The following is an 18,433-nucleotide window of genomic DNA, read 5'->3' on the forward strand; positions in this document are numbered from 1 at the left end:
CGTTAATCGTTTTATCCCCTTTGCTTAAAATATCCCAATAATTTTTTCACATAACTTTCATCAACCCTACAATCAATAGTTCCTGCTCCTGATCGCGAGAAACTTTCTTTAAAATAATTAACCTTTTCCCTGTGGAATTTTTCATAATTACGCCTAACCTGCTTTGAAGATGTATTTACCAGCATAAGCTCACCAGTTTCTTCATCCAGCATTTGCACCATACCCAAATTAGGAATAAACTCTTCAAGCTTATCATAGACCCTAATTCCTGTTACGTCGTGTTTCCTTGAGACAATTTTCACAGTATGATCGTAATTGTCCACAATAAAATCGGATAATACAAATACTATGGCTTTTTTCTTCATTACATTGGTTAAGAATTTTAAAGCCTCAGCTAAATTGGTCTTCTTGCTTTCTGGTTCAAATTCTATCAATTCACGAATAATACGTAATACATGTGAGCGCCCCTTTTTAGGTGGAATATAAAGTTCTACCTGATCTGAAAACAAAATCAATCCTATTTTGTCATTATTCTGTGTTGCTGAAAAGGCTAAAGTCGCTGCTATTTCTGTGACGACTTCATTTTTAAACTGTTCTATAGTTCCGAAGAGTTTCGATCCTGAAACATCTACCATTAGCATCATAGTGAGTTCACGTTCTTCTTCAAAAACCTTTACAAAAGGTTCGTTATAGCGCGCGGTAACATTCCAATCAATATTCCTAACATCATCACCAAATTGGTACTGCCTAACCTCACTAAAAGTCATACCACGCCCTTTGAAGGTAGAATGGTATTCACCTCCAAAAATATGATCAGACAACCGGCGTGTCTTAATCTCTATCTTACGTACTTTCTTTAGTAATTCTTTAGTATCCATTTTTTCAGCATGTAGTTGCAGTAACCCATTTATAGTTGTAAAAATTATTTAACTGTAAACCGAATACTGTCTACTGATTAAGGTACTTCTATTTCATTAACGATTTTGTTGATAATATCTACTGAAGTTACATTCTCTGCTTCAGCTTCGTAGGTAATCCCTATTCTGTGTCGCAAAACATCGTGAACCACGGCACGAACATCTTCTGGAATAACATAACCACGTCGCTTAATAAAGGCATAACATTTAGCAGCTGTAGCAAGGTTAATACTTCCTCGGGGTGATGCTCCAAAGGAAATTAAAGGTTTTAAATCGGCAAGTTTATATTTTTCTGGGTATCGTGTTGCAAAAATGATGTCTAAAATATATTTTTCAATTTTTTCATCCATATACACTTCCCTAACAGCTTTTTGTGCATTTAAAATTTGTTGTAGGGAAATCACTGGATTAACCTTATCCCAATCTCCTTTTAAATTGGCACGGATGATTAATTGTTCTTCATTCAATTTTGGATAATCGATAACCGTTTTTAACATAAAACGGTCTACTTGAGCTTCTGGTAGCGGATAGGTTCCTTCCTGCTCTACTGGATTTTGTGTAGCCATTACCAAAAATGGTTTATCTAGGGTAAAAGTATCATCGCCAATGGTAACTTGTTTTTCCTGCATGGCTTCCAATAAAGCCGATTGTACTTTGGCAGGAGCCCTGTTAATCTCATCTGCTAATACAAAATTGGCAAAAATAGGCCCTTTCTTTATAGAGAAGTCGTTTGCCTTTATGTTATAGATTAATGTTCCTGTAACATCAGCGGGTAATAAATCGGGAGTGAACTGTATACGACTAAAACTACCATCTACTGCTTGTGCCAAAGTATTTATAGCTAAAGTCTTTGCCAAACCTGGCACACCTTCAAGCAATATATGACCTTGACCTAAGAGACCTATAAGCAGGCGTTCTACCATATGCTTTTGCCCTACAATAACCTTATTCATTTCTAACGTCAATAAATCAACAAAAGCACTTTCTTTTTCAATTTTCTCGTTAATCGTCTTAATGTCAATTGTACTTGTATCTTCCATCATTTGTTAAATTTTAAAAAGCCCGAATATAACATGCTTATTTGAGCATTGCAAATTGTTAAAATAATTTGGGACATGATGTTAATGATTGGTTAAAATATTGATGCTACAAGCATTAATGATCCTTAAAAACCACAAGAGCAACACTTTTAAGTGTTGCTCTTGTCTATATATTACATTTTGTAGTTTATGAAGATGCTACTAATTCTGCATCAACTATTTCATCTTCATCCGGATCTATAGTAACATCAAATTCCTGAGTTACATAACCCTCAGCAGAAATAGTTACTTTATAATTTCCAGGAGCAACATTTTCAATAAGGTAATTGCCTTCATCATCAGCTTCAACACTTGTAGTATCAGCATCATCAATAGTTATCGTAATGACCACACCTCCATCAACTCCTGTAACCGTCCCACTAATAGTTCCTGGTTTCAACATTAATTCAATAGAATCTGTTATGGTTGTAATTTCTCCGTTAACTACTACAACATCCATTGCACTTCCAGAAGCATAATCGGCATTAGAAGATATCACCGAAACATTATAAGTCCCTGCAGGCACACCCCATAAAGCAAAAGCTCCACTATCATCTGTTTGAGCAGTAATTTCAAATTCATCTTCAGTGCCTTCATTAACTATAACAGAAGCTGTGGCAGGCAATGCAAGTTCTGGAGCAACAGTTCCTTCTATAATTCCTGAGCTAACCTCTGCGCTTGCATACAAAACAGGCTTTAAAATAATGTTATCCGAGTTGCCCGCATGCACTATGGATTTCTCAACATCAAAATCCAATATATAATCGTAGGTAAACCCTTCTTCAATAAGTGCATTTATTTTAACCTTTAACCCTGATTGTTGTGCACTAGGAGTTTTCAAATCAAAAGTTTCATCGGCATTGTTTTCGTCCTTAATTACAATGGTATTGCCATCACCAAGAACTAGTCGCATTTGGCTTAATGTCCCGGCTGGGATAGGAAATCTATCAACTAATACCTTACTAATGCCACCTGTAAAATCTAACAAATTAACTGTTTCGGCATTAGCGTCAAGGGACATCCAACTTGATTCATCATCACTGTCATCATTCATCTTAATCATCACATCAACAATTTCAACATTAACCGCCTCATAATCACCAGGAGCATCGACCAACCTCACTGAAATTGTAGGGGCTGCTTTTACTCCATCTGAATTGGAATCGTTACAAGAAAAGAAAAGTGTTGAAATGAATAATGGAAAGATAAACTTTAAAATTTTTAAATTTTTCATATACGAATGTTTTTTAGTTCATGTATTTTTATCTACGAATAAAAAAGCGTCTTGGATTTTACACCCAATTTTTTAATACAATATTACAATAATAAAACCTCTTTCTAGAGTTTAATACATTAAATGCATAAAAACTATGTAAAGTGTTGACTGCTTAAATAAACCACACTATTTTTCCGTTGAATATTTAGTGTATAAACAGCTTAAAAAATTAACTTTATATAAAAAAAGACCCGTTACTTTTTTATGATTAATAAACGCTTACTTATAAAACATCTTTTGGCTCATAATGATGAAAATAGCTTTTATGACAAAAAGAGAAAGGTTGATATTAGCTATAAAGAAGGTAAGGCTAAATTTTTAAAGCATATTTGTGCACTATCCAATAGCAACCCTAAAAACAATTCATATATCGTTATTGGAGTAGAAGATGAAGACAATCATATTGTAGGTGTAGATTTTTTTGATGACAGTAAAATTCAAAACCTCATTAATGCGTATTTAAGCAATCCTCCTATAGTTCAATATGAAAACATTCCCTTTCCCCATTTAACAGGTAACAAAGTTGTTGGTTTGGTAACCATAAGGCCGAACAATAAAATTACTTCACTTAGAAAAAACATATGGAAATATTATGGAGGTTCCGTCTTTTTTAGGGAAGGCAGTATGAGTATGCCTAAAGTTTTTGATATTGAAGTAAAAGATATTAATTCCCAAATTGTTTCCGCTATAGAAAATAATGCCCAAAATAATATTGAACATACTCTAGATGGTGTTATTGATTTTATGAATAAGCGTGTTGATTATAATCCTAAATACAAGGTTTTTAAAGAATACTTTGTGGTTTGTTGGGCAGGACAAAAAAAGGTGGTTAAAGAAGAAACGTTTTATTCGAGAGTAGATATAGAATTAATTAACGAACAAGTAAAACTCTTCTTTTCTGCATTAGATGAAGTGTCAATTGAAATAAACGACGATAGTTTTAAGATTGTTGAATATGTTAATCTTGGGCTTCAAAACACAAATAAATATTATAAGCTTGAAGAGACCCTAATTTACTTCTCAGACAACGCCAATTATAGTATAGAAACCAAGTTGTTATTTGAACCACCTCAATTTGACAAAAAAATACTCTTTCACCTTTACAATAACAATAATAGTATTTTGAATAAACTTAAGAAAGGAATTAAATTAACAGAACATGAGGTAAATGATTTAAAAAACTTACCTATTACTTATTTAATTTGTCATTTTAATGCATTTCCAGAAGCAATAAACAAGCTTAACGAGTCCAAAGCTTATTTAAAATCGTATGATAGCGACCTTTATTTCCTTTACAAAGAGTCTTTGCGTGTACTAAGAAAAGTACAATATAGCTAAGGTGAAAAAGTTTTGCGTTTAATTAACATATGTTAATTAAAATTTCTTACATTTGTAATGCTATTAATCTTTTATGATATAAACCTTGTCCTACCGATAACCTCGGATTTGTGGCAAGGTTTTTAATTTAACTATAAATCAAACTTAATTCCTTGAGCCAAAGGCAACTCAGTTGTATAGTTAATGGTGTTGGTTTGACGGCGCATATATATTTTCCAGGCATCCGAACCCGATTCGCGTCCGCCACCTGTTTCTTTTTCACCTCCAAAAGCACCTCCTATTTCCGCTCCCGAAGTGCCAATATTCACATTAGCAATACCACAATCAGATCCCGCATGTGATAAGAAATGCTCAGCTTCACGTAAGTTATTGGTCATAATGGCTGAAGACAAACCTTGCACGACTTCATTTTGAATAGCTATAGCATTTTCTACACCTCCTGAATATTTCAATAAATATAATACAGGAGCAAAGGTTTCGTGTTGTACAATCTCAAAATATGGTTCTGCCTCTGCTATTGCAGGTTTTACATAACAACCACTTTCATAACCTTCTCCAGAAAGCACACCCCCTTCAACCACTAAATTACCGCCTTCTTCAACGACTTTAGTCAACGCATTTTGGTACATGCTTACGGCATCGACATCTATTAACGGGCCAACATGATTGTTTTCATCTAACGGATTCCCTATTCGCAATTGCCTATAGGCTTCTGTAATAGCATTTTTAACTGTATCGTAAATCGATTCATGTATAATCAAACGGCGTGTACTGGTACAACGTTGACCAGCCGTTCCCACGGCACCAAAAACAGCCCCAATAACCGTCATTTTTATATTGGCATCTGGGGTTACAATAATAGCATTATTACCACCAAGTTCCAATAAAGTCTTACCTAAGCGACCAGCGACTTCCTTCGCCACTATTTTACCCATTTTGGTAGAGCCTGTAGCAGAAATTAAAGGTATTCTCGAATCCTTGGTCATAAATTCGCCTACTTTATAATCTCCGTTTATCAAACAGGAGATGCCCTCGGGTAAATTATTCTCAGCAAACACTTCGGCTGCAATATTTTGACAGGCTACACCACATAGTGGTGTTTTTTCACTAGGTTTCCAAACGCAAACATCTCCACAAATCCAAGCTAATGCAGTGTTCCAAGACCAAACTGCTACCGGAAAGTTAAAGGCTGAAATTATTCCAACCACACCAAGTGGGTGATATTGTTCGTACATGCGGTGCCCGGGACGTTCACTATGCATGGTTAGCCCATGTAACTGACGCGAAAGCCCTACAGCAAAATCACAAATATCAATCATCTCCTGTACTTCACCCAAACCTTCTTGATAGCTTTTACCCATTTCATAAGACACCAACTTACCCAAAGCTTCTTTCTTTTCTCGTAACTTTTCTCCAAACTGACGCACAATTTCGCCACGTTGGGGTGCAGGTATAGACCTCCATGTTTTAAAGGCTGATGTTGCAGTATCCATCACCTTTTCATAATCTTCATTTGTAGTTGCCTTTACTTTACCTATCAATTGACCATCAACTGGTGAAAAACTTTCAATTAGCTCTCCACTTGAAAAATTATCTGAACCCGTTGAAGTTCCTTCATTTATAGCCTCAACACCTAATTCCTTCAAAACCTTATTTATTCCGAAATCCGCAGTAACAGCCTTAATTTTCGTCATTATTTTACGATTTATTTAATTTTAAGCTAAGATACTAATAATTATTCTTTCGAGATCCACCTTAAAGTTTTAAAAAACACTACCTTTAATAGGTGAAATTAATCAGTCAAACAATGAAAAAAAGGCTTTGTTTATTAATTATTTTATCAATTATCTGTAATTGTAAAGAAAATCAAAAACTAGATGGTTCAAATTCCGAAGAAAAATTAAATGAAAACACTATTAAACCAAAGGAAAAAAAAGAGTTTGCTATAGTCATTCACGGTGGTGCCGGTACCATATTTAAGAAGAATATCACTTCTGAAATGGAAGAGGAATACCATAAAAAATTAGAAGAAGCCATTAGTATAGGATACAACATCTTGAAGGATGGGGGGACTAGTTTAGATGCTGTTGAAAAAACCATAACTGTATTGGAAGATTCACCGTTATTTAATGCAGGAAAAGGAGCCGTTTTTACCCATGAAGGTATAAACGAACATGATGCCTCTATTATGAATGGAAAAACCTTAAATGCTGGAGCTTCTGCAGGAACAACAACAGTTAAAAATCCAATTAGTCTTGCAAGGGCCATTATGGAAAATTCACCTCATGTTATGCTTTCGGGAAATGGTGCAGAGGTCTTTGCCAAAGAGCATGGGTTGACTATCGTAGACCCTAGTTACTTTTATACTGAAAAACGTTTTAAATCCCTTCAAAGAATCCTAGATAAAGAAAAAGCCGAACTGGGTCATGACACCAAAGTATCCTTATATGATGAAGCTATTAAAGACTCTAAATACGGCACTGTGGGCTGTGTTGCTCTAGATAAACATGGGAATTTAGCCGCTGGAACCTCTACTGGAGGCATGACCAACAAACGTTGGGGACGTATTGGTGATTCACCCATAATTGGAGCAGGCACCTATGCCAATAACAACACTTGTGCAGTATCCAGTACGGGTTGGGGGGAATTTTTTATTCGTGGTATGGTGGCTTACGATGTTTCAGCACTTATGGAATACAAAGGTCTTTCCTTAGCGGAAGCTTCAAAAGATGTGATTCAAAATAAACTAACCCGATTGGGTGGCACAGGAGGTATTATCGCCTTAGATAAAAATGGAAATATTAGCATGGAGTTCAATACCGTAGGTATGTATAGAGCTTCTATGAATGATAAAGGAGAACTTTACATTGGGATTTATGGCGATTAAAGCCCTTATTAAACTTTAAGAGTAATTTAACAAAAACCCTAAATCTAAAATTTAAAAATTAACCGTAGCTTTATTAAGGAATCTACTTACGCTTCTTTTCTAATTTATATTTACTTAAAAACCTCATGTTATGGCATCAAAAAAGTTTTCTCTGTTAGTTGGTCTAATCTTCCTATTTGTTTACTGTAAAAAGAAGGATGTAAAAACCGATAACCTTTTTAAGTTTAGGGATTATATTAGTTACACCACCTCTGGAATGGTGTCGGCAGCTGGCTCCATACAAATTAATTTGGTCAACGATGTGGAAGATTGGGAAGCAGGACAAGAAATAAGTGATAAATTAATTACCATTTCACCTTATGCTGAAGGTAAACTTACTGTTGCGAATAAGCACACGCTTTTGTTTATTCCAGACGAATATTTGGAATCCAATACCGAATACACCGTTACGGTTAAGCTCAATAGCATTTATAAAGATATTCCAAAAGGTTATGAAAACTACACCTTTCAATTCAAGACCATAACACCCAATTTTAATATCGTAACCCAAAGTTTACAATCGTACAGTAAGGATTGGCAGTATATGGAGGGCGTTATTAAATCGGCTGATGTGATTTCTATTAACGATGCCAAAAATTTGGTAGAAGCTACACAAAATGCCAAAAAACTCATTATTGTTTTTAATGAATTGAATGAAACCTCCAAAAACTTTGAATTTAAAATAGACAGTATTAAACGCACAGTAGAAGACGGTGAAATCTTAGTAAAATGGAATGGAAAAGCCATAAATGCTTCAAACAAAGGCGAAAATACCATTGTTATTCCCGGCAAGAACAATTTTACCATTACGAAGGTTAATGTTATACAAACCCCAGAACAATATTTGGCCATTAATTTTTCAGATCCTTTAAAAAGACAACAGAATTTTGACGGCTTGGTGACCATTCAAAATGTGCAGAACCCAAAATATATTGTTGATGGTAATTTGCTAAAAGTATATCCCGATTCTAAATTGGCTGGCAATATACAGGTCGATGTGTTTCAGGGCATAAAAAATACTGAAGGCTATAAACTTAAAACCCTGTTTTCTGAAACCATCATCTTTGAAGATTTAAAGCCACAAGTCCGATTAATTAATAGTGGTACCCTTTTACCGAATTCCGAAGAACTCAAATTTAATTTTGAAGCGGTTAATTTAAGTGCCGTCGATGTACGCATCATTAAAATCTTTGAAGACAATATCCTTCAGTTTTTGCAGGACAATAACCTTAACAGCACGAATAGCTACGACATTAAAAAGGTAGGACGTCGTATAGCCAAGCAAACCATTCAATTACAAACCTCAGCTGAAAATTTAGGCACATGGAAGGCTTACAGTATCGATCTTTCAAAATTCTTTAAAGCCGATGCAGGAGCTATATACCGCGTTGAACTAAGTTTTGATAAAAGTTATTCCCTGTACAATTGTGAAGGCAGGGAAACCTCTGAAAGCGATGATTACGAAAATTATTATGAAGAAGAATTTGAAGAGGATTTTGGTGATATCGAATATACTGAAGATGAAGAATTACGTGAAGAAGCCTATTGGGACAACCGCCTTTACCGCTATAAAAATTACGTCTATAATTGGCGTGAAGAAAACAACCCCTGTCATGATGCCTATTACAACGAAAATAGGATTGTATCCCAAAACCTATTAGCTTCAAACCTAGGGGTAATTGCTAAACAGGGTACCAACAACTCCTACTATTTTGCCGTTACCAATGTTTTAAACACTAATCCCGAAGCTAATGCTAAAGTTTCGCTCTATAACTACCAGCAACAGGAATTGGCCAGCAGTATAACCAACGAGCAAGGTTTGACCATTATCGATTCCGATAAACATGCTGCTTTTGCCATCGTTTCAAAAGGGAATAATACCACTTATATAAGACTCCAAGATGGAAACTCCTTATCCTTGAGCAAATTTGATGTTTCTGGCAATAAACTACAACGCGGACTCAAGGGCTACATTTATGGTGAACGTGGGGTATGGCGACCAGGCGATACACTTCATCTTACTTTTATGCTAAACGATAAGGCGAATAAACTTCCCAAAGGGCATCCCGTAAAGTTGGAAATAACAAACCCCAACGGGAAATTGGTCTATAAAAACATTACCAGCGATAACCTGAACAACTTTTACAAGTTTACTGTACCAACGTCAAACGAGGATAAAACAGGAAATTACAATGCCAAAGTATCGGTTGGTGGAGCCTCCTTTAGCAAAGCCCTTAAAATGGAAACTGTTAAGCCCAATCGGTTAAAAATTAAAATCGATCTTGAAAATGATGTGCTAACCAATAACGAGCCGCTAAAAGGCAAACTGGATGTAAAATGGTTGCACGGTGCAGTTGCTAAAAACTTAAAAGCTGAAGTCAAAGCGAAATTTAGCACCTCGTATTCAGGATTTAAAAATTATAAGGATTATGTGTTTAACGACCCTACTCGTAATTTTCAAACGGAAGAGATTAATGTGTTTGAAGGCAAAGTCAACGAAGAAGGTTTGGCTAACATTGATAGTAAATTAACGGTAGGCAAAAATTCACCTGGTATGCTAAACGTTCAGTTTTTGGTTCGAGCATTTGAAAATGGCGGTGACTTTTCAATCGATGCTTTTAACGAGCCTTATGCGCCTTATGATGCTTTTGTCGGTTTACGTTCACCCAAAGGCAATGCCTACGGTTCTTACTTTACGGATGAAAACCAAAGCTTTGATGTAGTTGTGGTCGATGCCCACGGAAAGCCTATAAAACGTGACAATCTTGAAGTTAAAATCTATAAGATAGAATGGCGCTGGTGGTGGAATTCCTCTTACGATGATTTATCCAGTTACGTATCCAGTAATTACCACAGACCTTATTTAAGTCGAAAAATCAGCACCAATGTCCAAGGCGAAGTCACACTAAACCTTAACATTCCGAACGAAGACCGTGGCCGCTACCTTATTAGAATCATTGATCCTGTGGGTGGCCATGCTACCGGTCGAACAGCTTATTTTTATAAAAACTGGTGGCAAAATGCATCATCATCCAATAAAGATGCAGCAAAAATGCTCATCTTTTCAGCCGACAAGGAAAAATACAACGTTGGAGAAACCGCTAAAATTACCTTTCAGTCGGGCAGCGAAGGTCGGGCCTTGGTAAGCATTGAAAATGGCACTGAAGTATTGGATTTTAAGTGGGTAAAAACACAACAAGGAGAAACCACGGTAGACATTCCTGTAACTTCGGAAATGGCACCCAACGTGTTTATTAATATTTCCCTATTGCAACCCCATGCCGTTACAGCCAACGATTTACCCATACGCTTGTTTGGTGTGATTCCTATGCTGGTTGAAGATCCCAACACCAAATTGGAACCTCAGCTTAATATGCCCGATGTATTACGCCCCAAAGAATCTTTCAACATTACGATTTCAGAAAAAAACAACAAACCCATGACTTATACCATAGCCATGGTTGAAGAAGGCTTGTTGGACCTCACCCGATTTAAAACACCCTATGCCTGGGATGCGTTTTATGCTCGTGAAGCCTTAGGGGTAAAAACTTGGGATATCTTCGATGATGTAGTTGGAGCTTATTCCGGAAGTATCGATCAAGTCTTTGCTATTGGTGGTGATGGCAATGCTACGGCCGGCAAAAACAAAAAAGCCAACAGATTTAAGCCTGTGGTCTCCTATTTAGGCCCATTTGAATTAAAAGCTGGTGAGCAGGCCTCACATACCCTAAAACTGCCCAATTATATTGGAGCTGTTAGGACGATGGTGGTTGCTGGGAACGCTAAAAATGAAGCCTATGGCAGCACTGATAAATCCGTTGAAGTTAAAAAGCCTTTAATGGTCTTGGCATCGTTACCACGAAAATTAAGTCCTGGTGAAAAAGTGACCCTACCTGTAACAGTTTTTGCTATGGAAAACAAGGTTAAAGACGTTTCAGTGTCGTTAAAACTTAGTCCAGGCATTACAGTTATTGGAGATTCAAAGAAAAGCTTGCACTTTCCCAAACCCGGTGAGCAAATGGCCTATTTTGAACTGGATGTGAGTATGGCCAAGGGCATTAATACCTTAGAAGTGATAGCCTCTGGAAATGGCGAAAAATCTACTTATAAAGTAGAACTTGATGTAGAAAACACAAACCCTATAACATCTAAAGCCATTACTAAAACCTTAGCAGCGAAGGCTACAGAAACGTTAAACTTTTCAACTTTCGGTGTTATGGGAACCAATAGCACTACGATGGAGTTTTCTACCTTGCCACCAATGGATTTTTCAAGGCGTTTGCAATACCTAATTCGATATCCTCATGGCTGTGTAGAGCAAACCACATCGAGCGTGTTCCCGCAGTTATTTTTAAACGATATCTTCGATTTAACCCAAGACAAAAAGCAACAGACACAAACCAATATAGAAAACGGCATTAAACGATTGGCACATTTTCAAAAGCCAGATGGTGGATTGAGTTATTGGATGGGCGAACGTTCAGTTAACGATTGGGGTACCAGTTATGCTGGCCACTTTATGATTGAGGCCGAAAAGAAGGGCTTTGTGTTGCCATTAACCTTTAAAAGCAATTGGTTACGCTACCAAAAGGAAGCAGCGCGGCAATGGCGCCCAAGTTACAGAACTTATAATTCCGACTTGGCCCAAGCTTATAGATTATACACCCTAGCATTGGCTGGAAGTCCAGATTTGGCCGCTATGAACCGCTTACGGGAATTCAGTGAAATTTCCAATGAAGCCAAATGGCGATTGGCCGCAGCCTATGCACTAGCGGGACAAAAAGAAGCCGGGGAGGCAATTTCAAAATCGGCTAATATTAGTTTTGAACCTGTAAAAAATGATTATTACACCTACGGATCTGTAGACCGTAACCGTGCCATGGCACTGGAAACGATGGTGCTTACCAAGAATCCAAAAACTAGGGAATTGGCCGAGTATATAGCAAAAGATTTATCCAGCAACAGGTGGATGAGCACACAATCCACTGCTTATAGCTTGTTGGCTATGGCCAAAATGGTCAATGCTAATGGGGGCAAAGCCCTAAACGTCAGTTATACCATTAATGGCAAAACAGAAACCATAAACACTAAACAAGCCATAGCCCAACGCCCATTAAACAGTATCGATGGCAACAATACATTGTCTTTTACCAACAATGTCGACAATGTTATTTATGTGCATGTTTTAAACTCTGGTAAATTGCCTTTGGGCGAAGAATTAATTGAGCAGCGTGGATTAAGTGTCTCGGTGAGTTATTCTAATTTAAATGGTAATATACTTGATGTTTCCAAATTAATGCAAGGACAGGATTTTGTGGCTACTGTAACAGTAAGTAATTTAAAGGATGAAGCTATCAATGACGTGGCTCTAACACAAATTTTTCCATCAGGTTGGGAAATTGTGAATACCCGTTTTACCGATTTTGGAAGTACTGTAACAAGTCCAGCAAGACATACGGATATTAGGGACGATCGTGTGAACTTCTATTTCGATTTGGACAAAAAGGGAAAAACAAGCACCAAAACCTTTAAGGTAATGCTTAATACGTCCTACCTTGGCACATATTATTTGCTGGGCATTCAAGCAGAAGCCATGTATGACAATGATTATTTTGTGAGAACTAAAGGCAAATGGATTGAAGTTGTGAAATAACACAAACACCTAGATTTCCTTAAAAAGGATGAGAATTATAATGAAATTACCAAAACCAATTCCTTCCTTAGCCTAGGGAAGGTAAATTTAATTTCTGATGGCTGAGGAAATCAAAGTCGGAAAGGCTGAATAATCGTTACATTTGAGACATTGATATTATAATAAACAAGCACATGGAAAACTTCAAGCCTTACTTCGCTGTTATTTTTACCTCAACCCAAAAGGATACTATTGAAGGTTATGCAGAAATGTCTGAAAAGATGGCTGCATTGGCCAAGCAACAATCAGGGTATTTAGGTATGGACAGCGCTAGAAATGAGGTAGGCATAACGGTGAGCTATTGGGAGAGTTTGAAGGCTATAAAACAATGGAAACAACAGACCGATCATCTTGCCGCCCAACTAAAAGGAAGACAGTATTGGTACAGTTGGTACAATGTGAAAGTTTGTAAGGTTGAGCGTGAATATGAATTTGTTAATCCTTAATATTGTTATAAAATTCTCTTAAATCACGTCTAAAACAGATGGTTTAGAGTATATATTTAAGTGACAAGAATATTACGCTACATAATGCACCATAAAATAAAGTCGACAGTCATTGCTGTATTTCTAATCACATATTATTTCTGCTTACCTACACAGCTTTTTAATGACCCTACAGCAACTATAATTACAAGCAAAAACAATGAACTACTCGGTGCTCAAATTGCGAAAGACGGTCAGTGGCGATTTCCATATAATGACAGTATCCCAGAAAAGTTTAAAACCTGTATCCTTCAATTTGAAGATGAATATTTTTATAGGCATCCTGGCTTTAATCCTGTTTCCATTTTTAAAGCATTAAGAGAGAATTTAAAATCGGGGAGCGTAAAACGAGGGGGAAGCACTATTACACAACAGGTGATCCGTTTATCTCGAAAAGGACAAGAACGCACTTATTTTGAAAAGTTTGTTGAACTTGTTCTAGCTACCCGTTTGGAATTAAGAACCTCAAAAGATAGCATATTGGCCTACTATGTCAGCAATGCCCCTTTTGGTGGTAATGTTGTAGGGTTGGATGCTGCTTCGTGGCGGTATTTCAATAGAGACCCTTATCATCTGTCTTGGGCAGAAAGTGCCACGCTTGCTGTATTACCTAATACCCCGAGTTTAATTTTTCCGGGCAAGAACCAAGAGCGATTGTTACAAAAACGTAACGCCTTACTTAAAAAACTTCTGGATCATAACATTTTAGACCCTTTAACTTATGAATTGGCCATTACGGAAACTTTACCTCAAAAACCATTTCCGTTGCCCCAAATAGCGCCTCACTTATTGCCGAAAATCGCTAAGACATGTTCGGGTAAACGGGTGCAAACCACATTGGATCTACAACTTCAGAGACAAGTAAACCAAATTGTAAAAAGCCATTATAACCAACTTAAGCAAAACGAAATCCATAATGCTGCCGTACTGGTTTTAGATGTACGCACGCGACAAGTCTTAGCCTATGTAGGGAATGCACCTACAGATAAATCCCATCAAAAGGATGTCGATATAATGGACAAACCAAGAAGTACAGGGAGCATTTTAAAACCCTTATTATATGCTGCCCTATTGGATGCTGGTGATATTCTGCCTAACACTTTAGTGACCGATACGCCTTCGCAGTTTGGAAATTACCATCCAGAAAACTATAACAATACCTACGATGGTGCTGTACCAGCTAGCAAGGCTTTGTCGCGCTCCTTAAATGTTCCAGCTGTAAAAATGCTACAGCAATTTGGACTGGATAGGTTTTACAACTATTTAAAACAATTACACCTAAAGGATTTAACTTATCATGCCAATCATTATGGTCTATCATTAATCCTCGGTGGTGCCGAAAGCAACCTGTGGGATTTATGTAAAAGTTATGCAGCACTTTCTTCTACCTTAAACCATTATTCTGAAACATCGAGCGAGTATTTTGAAAATGAGTTTTGTGAACCCATAATTTTAGCTTCAGAAACCATTGACTTTGGAAACAAAACTCAGGAAAAAATACTTTATGATGCGGCTTCCATTTATTTGACCTATGAAAGTTTAAAAGAGGTTAACAGACCTGAAGGCGATGACCATTGGGAGTTTTTTGATAGCTCTAAACAAATCGCTTGGAAAACTGGAACCAGTTTTGGATTTCGTGATGCCTGGGCCATTGGCACAACAAAAGACTATGTAGTAGGCGTTTGGACAGGTAATGCCGATGGCGAAGGTCGCCCAGGATTGGTGGGTATACAAGCTGCAGCACCCCTACTTTTTGATGTGTTTGATGTACTCCCAAATAGTGAATGGTTCGCCAAACCTTTTGATGCGATGCAGCAAGTAACCATTTGCAAACAAAGCGGCCATCGGGCTTCTGCGCATTGTCATGACACTGAGGAAAGGTTTATTCAAAACAGTGGTTTAAAAACAAAACCGTGTCCGTATCATATTTTGGTTCATTTAGATAAAACTGAACAATATCGGGTTAATACGTCTTGTGAAAGTTTATCAAACATCACACATAAACCCTGGTTTGTATTACCGCCATTGATGGCCCACTATTACAAAAGTAAAAATCCGTTTTACAAACCGTTACCCAAGTTTAGGAATGATTGCTTAGGAGATAACGACATTGCAATTGCATTCATTTATCCCAAGGAAGACAACACCATTTTTTTACCAAAGGATTTTGGTGGTAATACCAACGAACTCATTGTAAAAATAGCCCATTCAAAACCTAAAGGTACCGTGTTTTGGTATTTGGATGAAAGGTATATGGGCAGCACTAAAGACATCCATGAGCTGGCCATAAAACCAAGTCATGGAGAACATATCATTGCAGTGGTTGATGCTTTTGGGAATGAGGCTAAACGGAAAATCACTATTTCAAAATAACCTATCGCAACGGAAATCCCTTTGTAGCCCACCACGGATGAATTTCAATTTCCAATCGGCCCGCTTTAACCATTGGGTCTGCATTGGCCAAACTATCAGCCATCTTTAAGCTAGGCACATTATAAATGGTAATACCGCGTATATCACCATCATCTCCAAAAGGCCCAGAGATATCAGCATAGCCTAACTCATACATTTTAGCTAAATGTGCTAAATGTTCTTTCTGTAATTCAGCGGTTTCCTCTTCGTTCTGTCCGCGAATAGGGCCACGTTTTAAAAAGGCAATAAAATATTGCTGCATTAAAATGGTGTCCTGTGTTTTTTCGTCAAAATAGTTAAACGTTTTAAATCCTTTTGCTGTTAATTCTGCTTTAATTTCTTTTGTTGATTTTTGTATAGGTTCCTCATTCACTTCAATCATAGAATCTCCCTTTGCTTCAACTATAGTATCTGTTGTAATTTCTGTTGTTTTGGGTTCAGTTTTACAAGCTGAAATAAGTAATCCGATAAAAACATAAATTAATTCTCTTTTCACACATCTAAAATTTATTAATATTCGTTTCATGTCGTTTACTTTTATATTTAGTCAACCCTTATTACGGTAGCTGAGGTTTTTGAAGCCCCCAGAAATCAAGATTACCACGTTTTAAATGGTTTGATACTTAATTGTGAGTTATAATATTTCACATCCCCTGTAACTTCTTGTCCCAACCAATGTGGTTTATCAAAAACCTCATCTTCATTTTTTAACTCAACTTCTGCAACCACCAAGCCCTCATTATCAGCTAAAAACTCATCTATTTCAAATATATGGTTTCCAATCTTAACTTCATAGCGCATTTTATCAATAATGATTGGTTCACAAAGGTTTAAAAGGGATTTGGCTTCTTCTTTTGAAATATCCTTTTCCCATTCAAAACGAGACAGACCATCTTGTGAAGATATCCCCTTTACTGTAATTAAACCTTCATCATCCTTAACCCTAATACGCACTGTACGCTCCTTATGGGTGCTTAAAAACCCTTGCAGGATTCTTGTTTTTTTGAAGGCTTTTTTTTTGTAGTTCTCTGAAGTTACTAAAAATTTTCGTTCTATTTCTATTGCCATAACCCAAAGATTGAAAATTTGAATGACTTAGTGAAACTTTAAATTGTAAATTTGGTTGACCATGACTCACCATTTTCCCATACGAAAGATAATTCATGTAGATATGGATGCCTTTTATGCTTCTGTAGCGCAAATGGACGATTCAAACCTTAGAGGAAAACCTATTGCCGTTGGTGGTGGTGGAAAACGTGGTGTGGTAAGTGCGGCAAGCTATGAGGCTAGAAAATTTGGTGTTAAAAGTGCCATGGCAGGGAATTTAGCAACTAAACTGTGCCCAGAACTTATTTTTGTACGCCCCAATTTTGAACGGTATTCTGAAATCTCAAAAAAAATCAGAAGCATTTTTTACGACTATACCGATTTGGTTGAACCTCTTTCACTGGATGAAGCTTATCTGGATGTTACTAAAAACAAAAAAGGAAATCCCAGCGCATCCTTAATTGCCAAAGAGATTCGAGAACGGATTCTAAATGAAGTGGGGCTGACAGCATCGGCAGGTATTTCCATTAATAAGTTTATCGCTAAAGTGGCGAGCGATTACAATAAACCCAACGGACAAAAAACAGTAAATCCCGAAGAGGTTCTAGCATTTTTAGAAGAATTGGATATTAGGAAATTTTATGGCGTTGGTAAAGTAACTTCAGAAAAAATGTACCAATTGGGCATCTTTACTGGACTGGATTTAAAACAAAAATCCTTGGAATATTTAGACAAACATTTTGGCAAATCTGGTCGGTATTACTACCATGTGGTTCGAGGCATCCATAATAGTGAAGTAAAACCCAATCGCACCCGAAAGAGTTTGGCTGCCGAACGTACCTTTAGTGAAAACCTTTCCAGTGAAGTATTTATGCTGGAAAAATTAGAAAATATAGCTAATGAGGTTTCTCGACGAATGACTAAAAGTAGGGTGGCCGGGAAAACCGTAACCTTAAAAATAAAATACAGTGACTTTACCCTTCAAACCCGAAGTAAAACCTTGACTTATTACATTAGTGATAAGAGCATTATTTTAGATACAGCGAAAGATTTGCTATATCAAGAAAAACTTAGCAACTCTGTTAGGTTATTGGGCATTTCGCTATCCAATTTAAATACCGAATCCAAAAAAATGAAAGATGTAAGCAGGAGCCAAAATAAAGTTGAACAGCCAAGTATAAGTGTACAGTTAAAATTTGAATTTTAATTTTATATAACACCCGTCTAAATTTAGACGGGTGTTATATAAAGTATAGTTTAT

12 protein-coding genes are annotated in these 18,433 nt (G+C 36.9%); 6 read left to right on the forward strand and 6 right to left on the reverse strand.

All coding sequences use genetic code 11. The features are described from left to right. Positions 1 to 11: 11 nt before the first annotated feature. The 3 genes from K7G79_RS11570 to K7G79_RS11580 form a co-directional block, all read right to left on the reverse strand. Positions 12 to 878: a DUF58 domain-containing protein gene (locus K7G79_RS11570; RefSeq protein ID WP_223551747.1), complete on the reverse strand. Its 867-nt coding sequence runs from the start codon at positions 876 to 878 to the stop codon at positions 12 to 14. 77 nt (positions 879 to 955) lie between these two features. Then, positions 956 to 1,957 (reverse strand): MoxR family ATPase, encoded by a 1,002-nt coding sequence (locus K7G79_RS11575; RefSeq protein WP_223551775.1) that lies wholly within the window; start codon positions 1,955 to 1,957, stop codon positions 956 to 958. Between the two features lie 187 nt (positions 1,958 to 2,144). Beyond that, positions 2,145 to 3,230 (reverse strand): DUF4382 domain-containing protein, encoded by a 1,086-nt coding sequence (locus tag K7G79_RS11580; protein WP_223551748.1) that lies wholly within the window; start codon positions 3,228 to 3,230, stop codon positions 2,145 to 2,147. Positions 3,231 to 3,476: 246 nt separating this feature from the next. Between K7G79_RS11580 and K7G79_RS11585 the strand changes: the two genes are divergently transcribed. Then, positions 3,477 to 4,610 carry an ATP-binding protein gene (locus K7G79_RS11585; protein WP_223551749.1) on the forward strand — a complete coding sequence of 378 codons (1,134 nt, stop codon included), beginning with the start codon at positions 3,477 to 3,479 and terminating at the stop codon, positions 4,608 to 4,610. A gap of 131 nt (positions 4,611 to 4,741) precedes the next feature. Here K7G79_RS11585 and K7G79_RS11590 read toward each other — a convergent pair whose 3' ends face one another. After that, entirely contained in the window at positions 4,742 to 6,304 is a 1,563-nt protein-coding gene (locus K7G79_RS11590; RefSeq protein WP_223551750.1) for an aldehyde dehydrogenase family protein, read from the reverse strand. A 113-nt stretch (positions 6,305 to 6,417) separates the two neighbouring features. Between K7G79_RS11590 and K7G79_RS11595 the strand changes: the two genes are divergently transcribed. From K7G79_RS11595 to pbpC, 4 genes are all read left to right on the forward strand, one after another. Next, a complete protein-coding gene (locus K7G79_RS11595) occupies positions 6,418 to 7,497 on the forward strand; it encodes an isoaspartyl peptidase/L-asparaginase family protein (protein WP_223551751.1) in 1,080 nt (359 codons plus the stop codon). Between the two features lie 130 nt (positions 7,498 to 7,627). Further along, complete coding sequence (locus tag K7G79_RS11600; protein ID WP_223551752.1) at positions 7,628 to 13,189, forward strand: alpha-2-macroglobulin; 5,562 nt, start codon at positions 7,628 to 7,630, stop codon at positions 13,187 to 13,189. Positions 13,190 to 13,362: 173 nt separating this feature from the next. Next, positions 13,363 to 13,674, forward strand: coding sequence for an antibiotic biosynthesis monooxygenase (locus K7G79_RS11605; protein ID WP_223551753.1), 312 nt, complete (start codon positions 13,363 to 13,365; stop codon positions 13,672 to 13,674). A gap of 84 nt (positions 13,675 to 13,758) precedes the next feature. Further along, positions 13,759 to 16,086 carry a penicillin-binding protein 1C gene (gene pbpC / locus K7G79_RS11610; RefSeq protein WP_223551776.1) on the forward strand — a complete coding sequence of 776 codons (2,328 nt, stop codon included), beginning with the start codon at positions 13,759 to 13,761 and terminating at the stop codon, positions 16,084 to 16,086. A gap of 1 nt (position 16,087) precedes the next feature. Here pbpC and K7G79_RS11615 read toward each other — a convergent pair whose 3' ends face one another. Beyond that, on the reverse strand, positions 16,088 to 16,621 hold the full coding sequence (locus tag K7G79_RS11615; protein WP_370634218.1) for a YciI family protein: 534 nt from the start codon (positions 16,619 to 16,621) through the stop codon (positions 16,088 to 16,090). A gap of 101 nt (positions 16,622 to 16,722) precedes the next feature. After that, positions 16,723 to 17,193, reverse strand: a complete 471-nt coding sequence (locus tag K7G79_RS11620) for a CYTH domain-containing protein (RefSeq protein ID WP_223551754.1) — start codon at positions 17,191 to 17,193, stop codon at positions 16,723 to 16,725. A gap of 61 nt (positions 17,194 to 17,254) precedes the next feature. Between K7G79_RS11620 and dinB the strand changes: the two genes are divergently transcribed. Next, positions 17,255 to 18,379, forward strand: coding sequence for a DNA polymerase IV (dinB, locus tag K7G79_RS11625; RefSeq protein WP_223551755.1), 1,125 nt, complete (start codon positions 17,255 to 17,257; stop codon positions 18,377 to 18,379). Positions 18,380 to 18,433 lie beyond the last annotated feature (54 nt).

Source organism: Aestuariivivens sp. NBU2969 (assembly GCF_019931125.1).
Taxonomy (GTDB): Bacteria; Bacteroidota; Bacteroidia; order Flavobacteriales; family Flavobacteriaceae; genus Aestuariivivens; species Aestuariivivens marinum.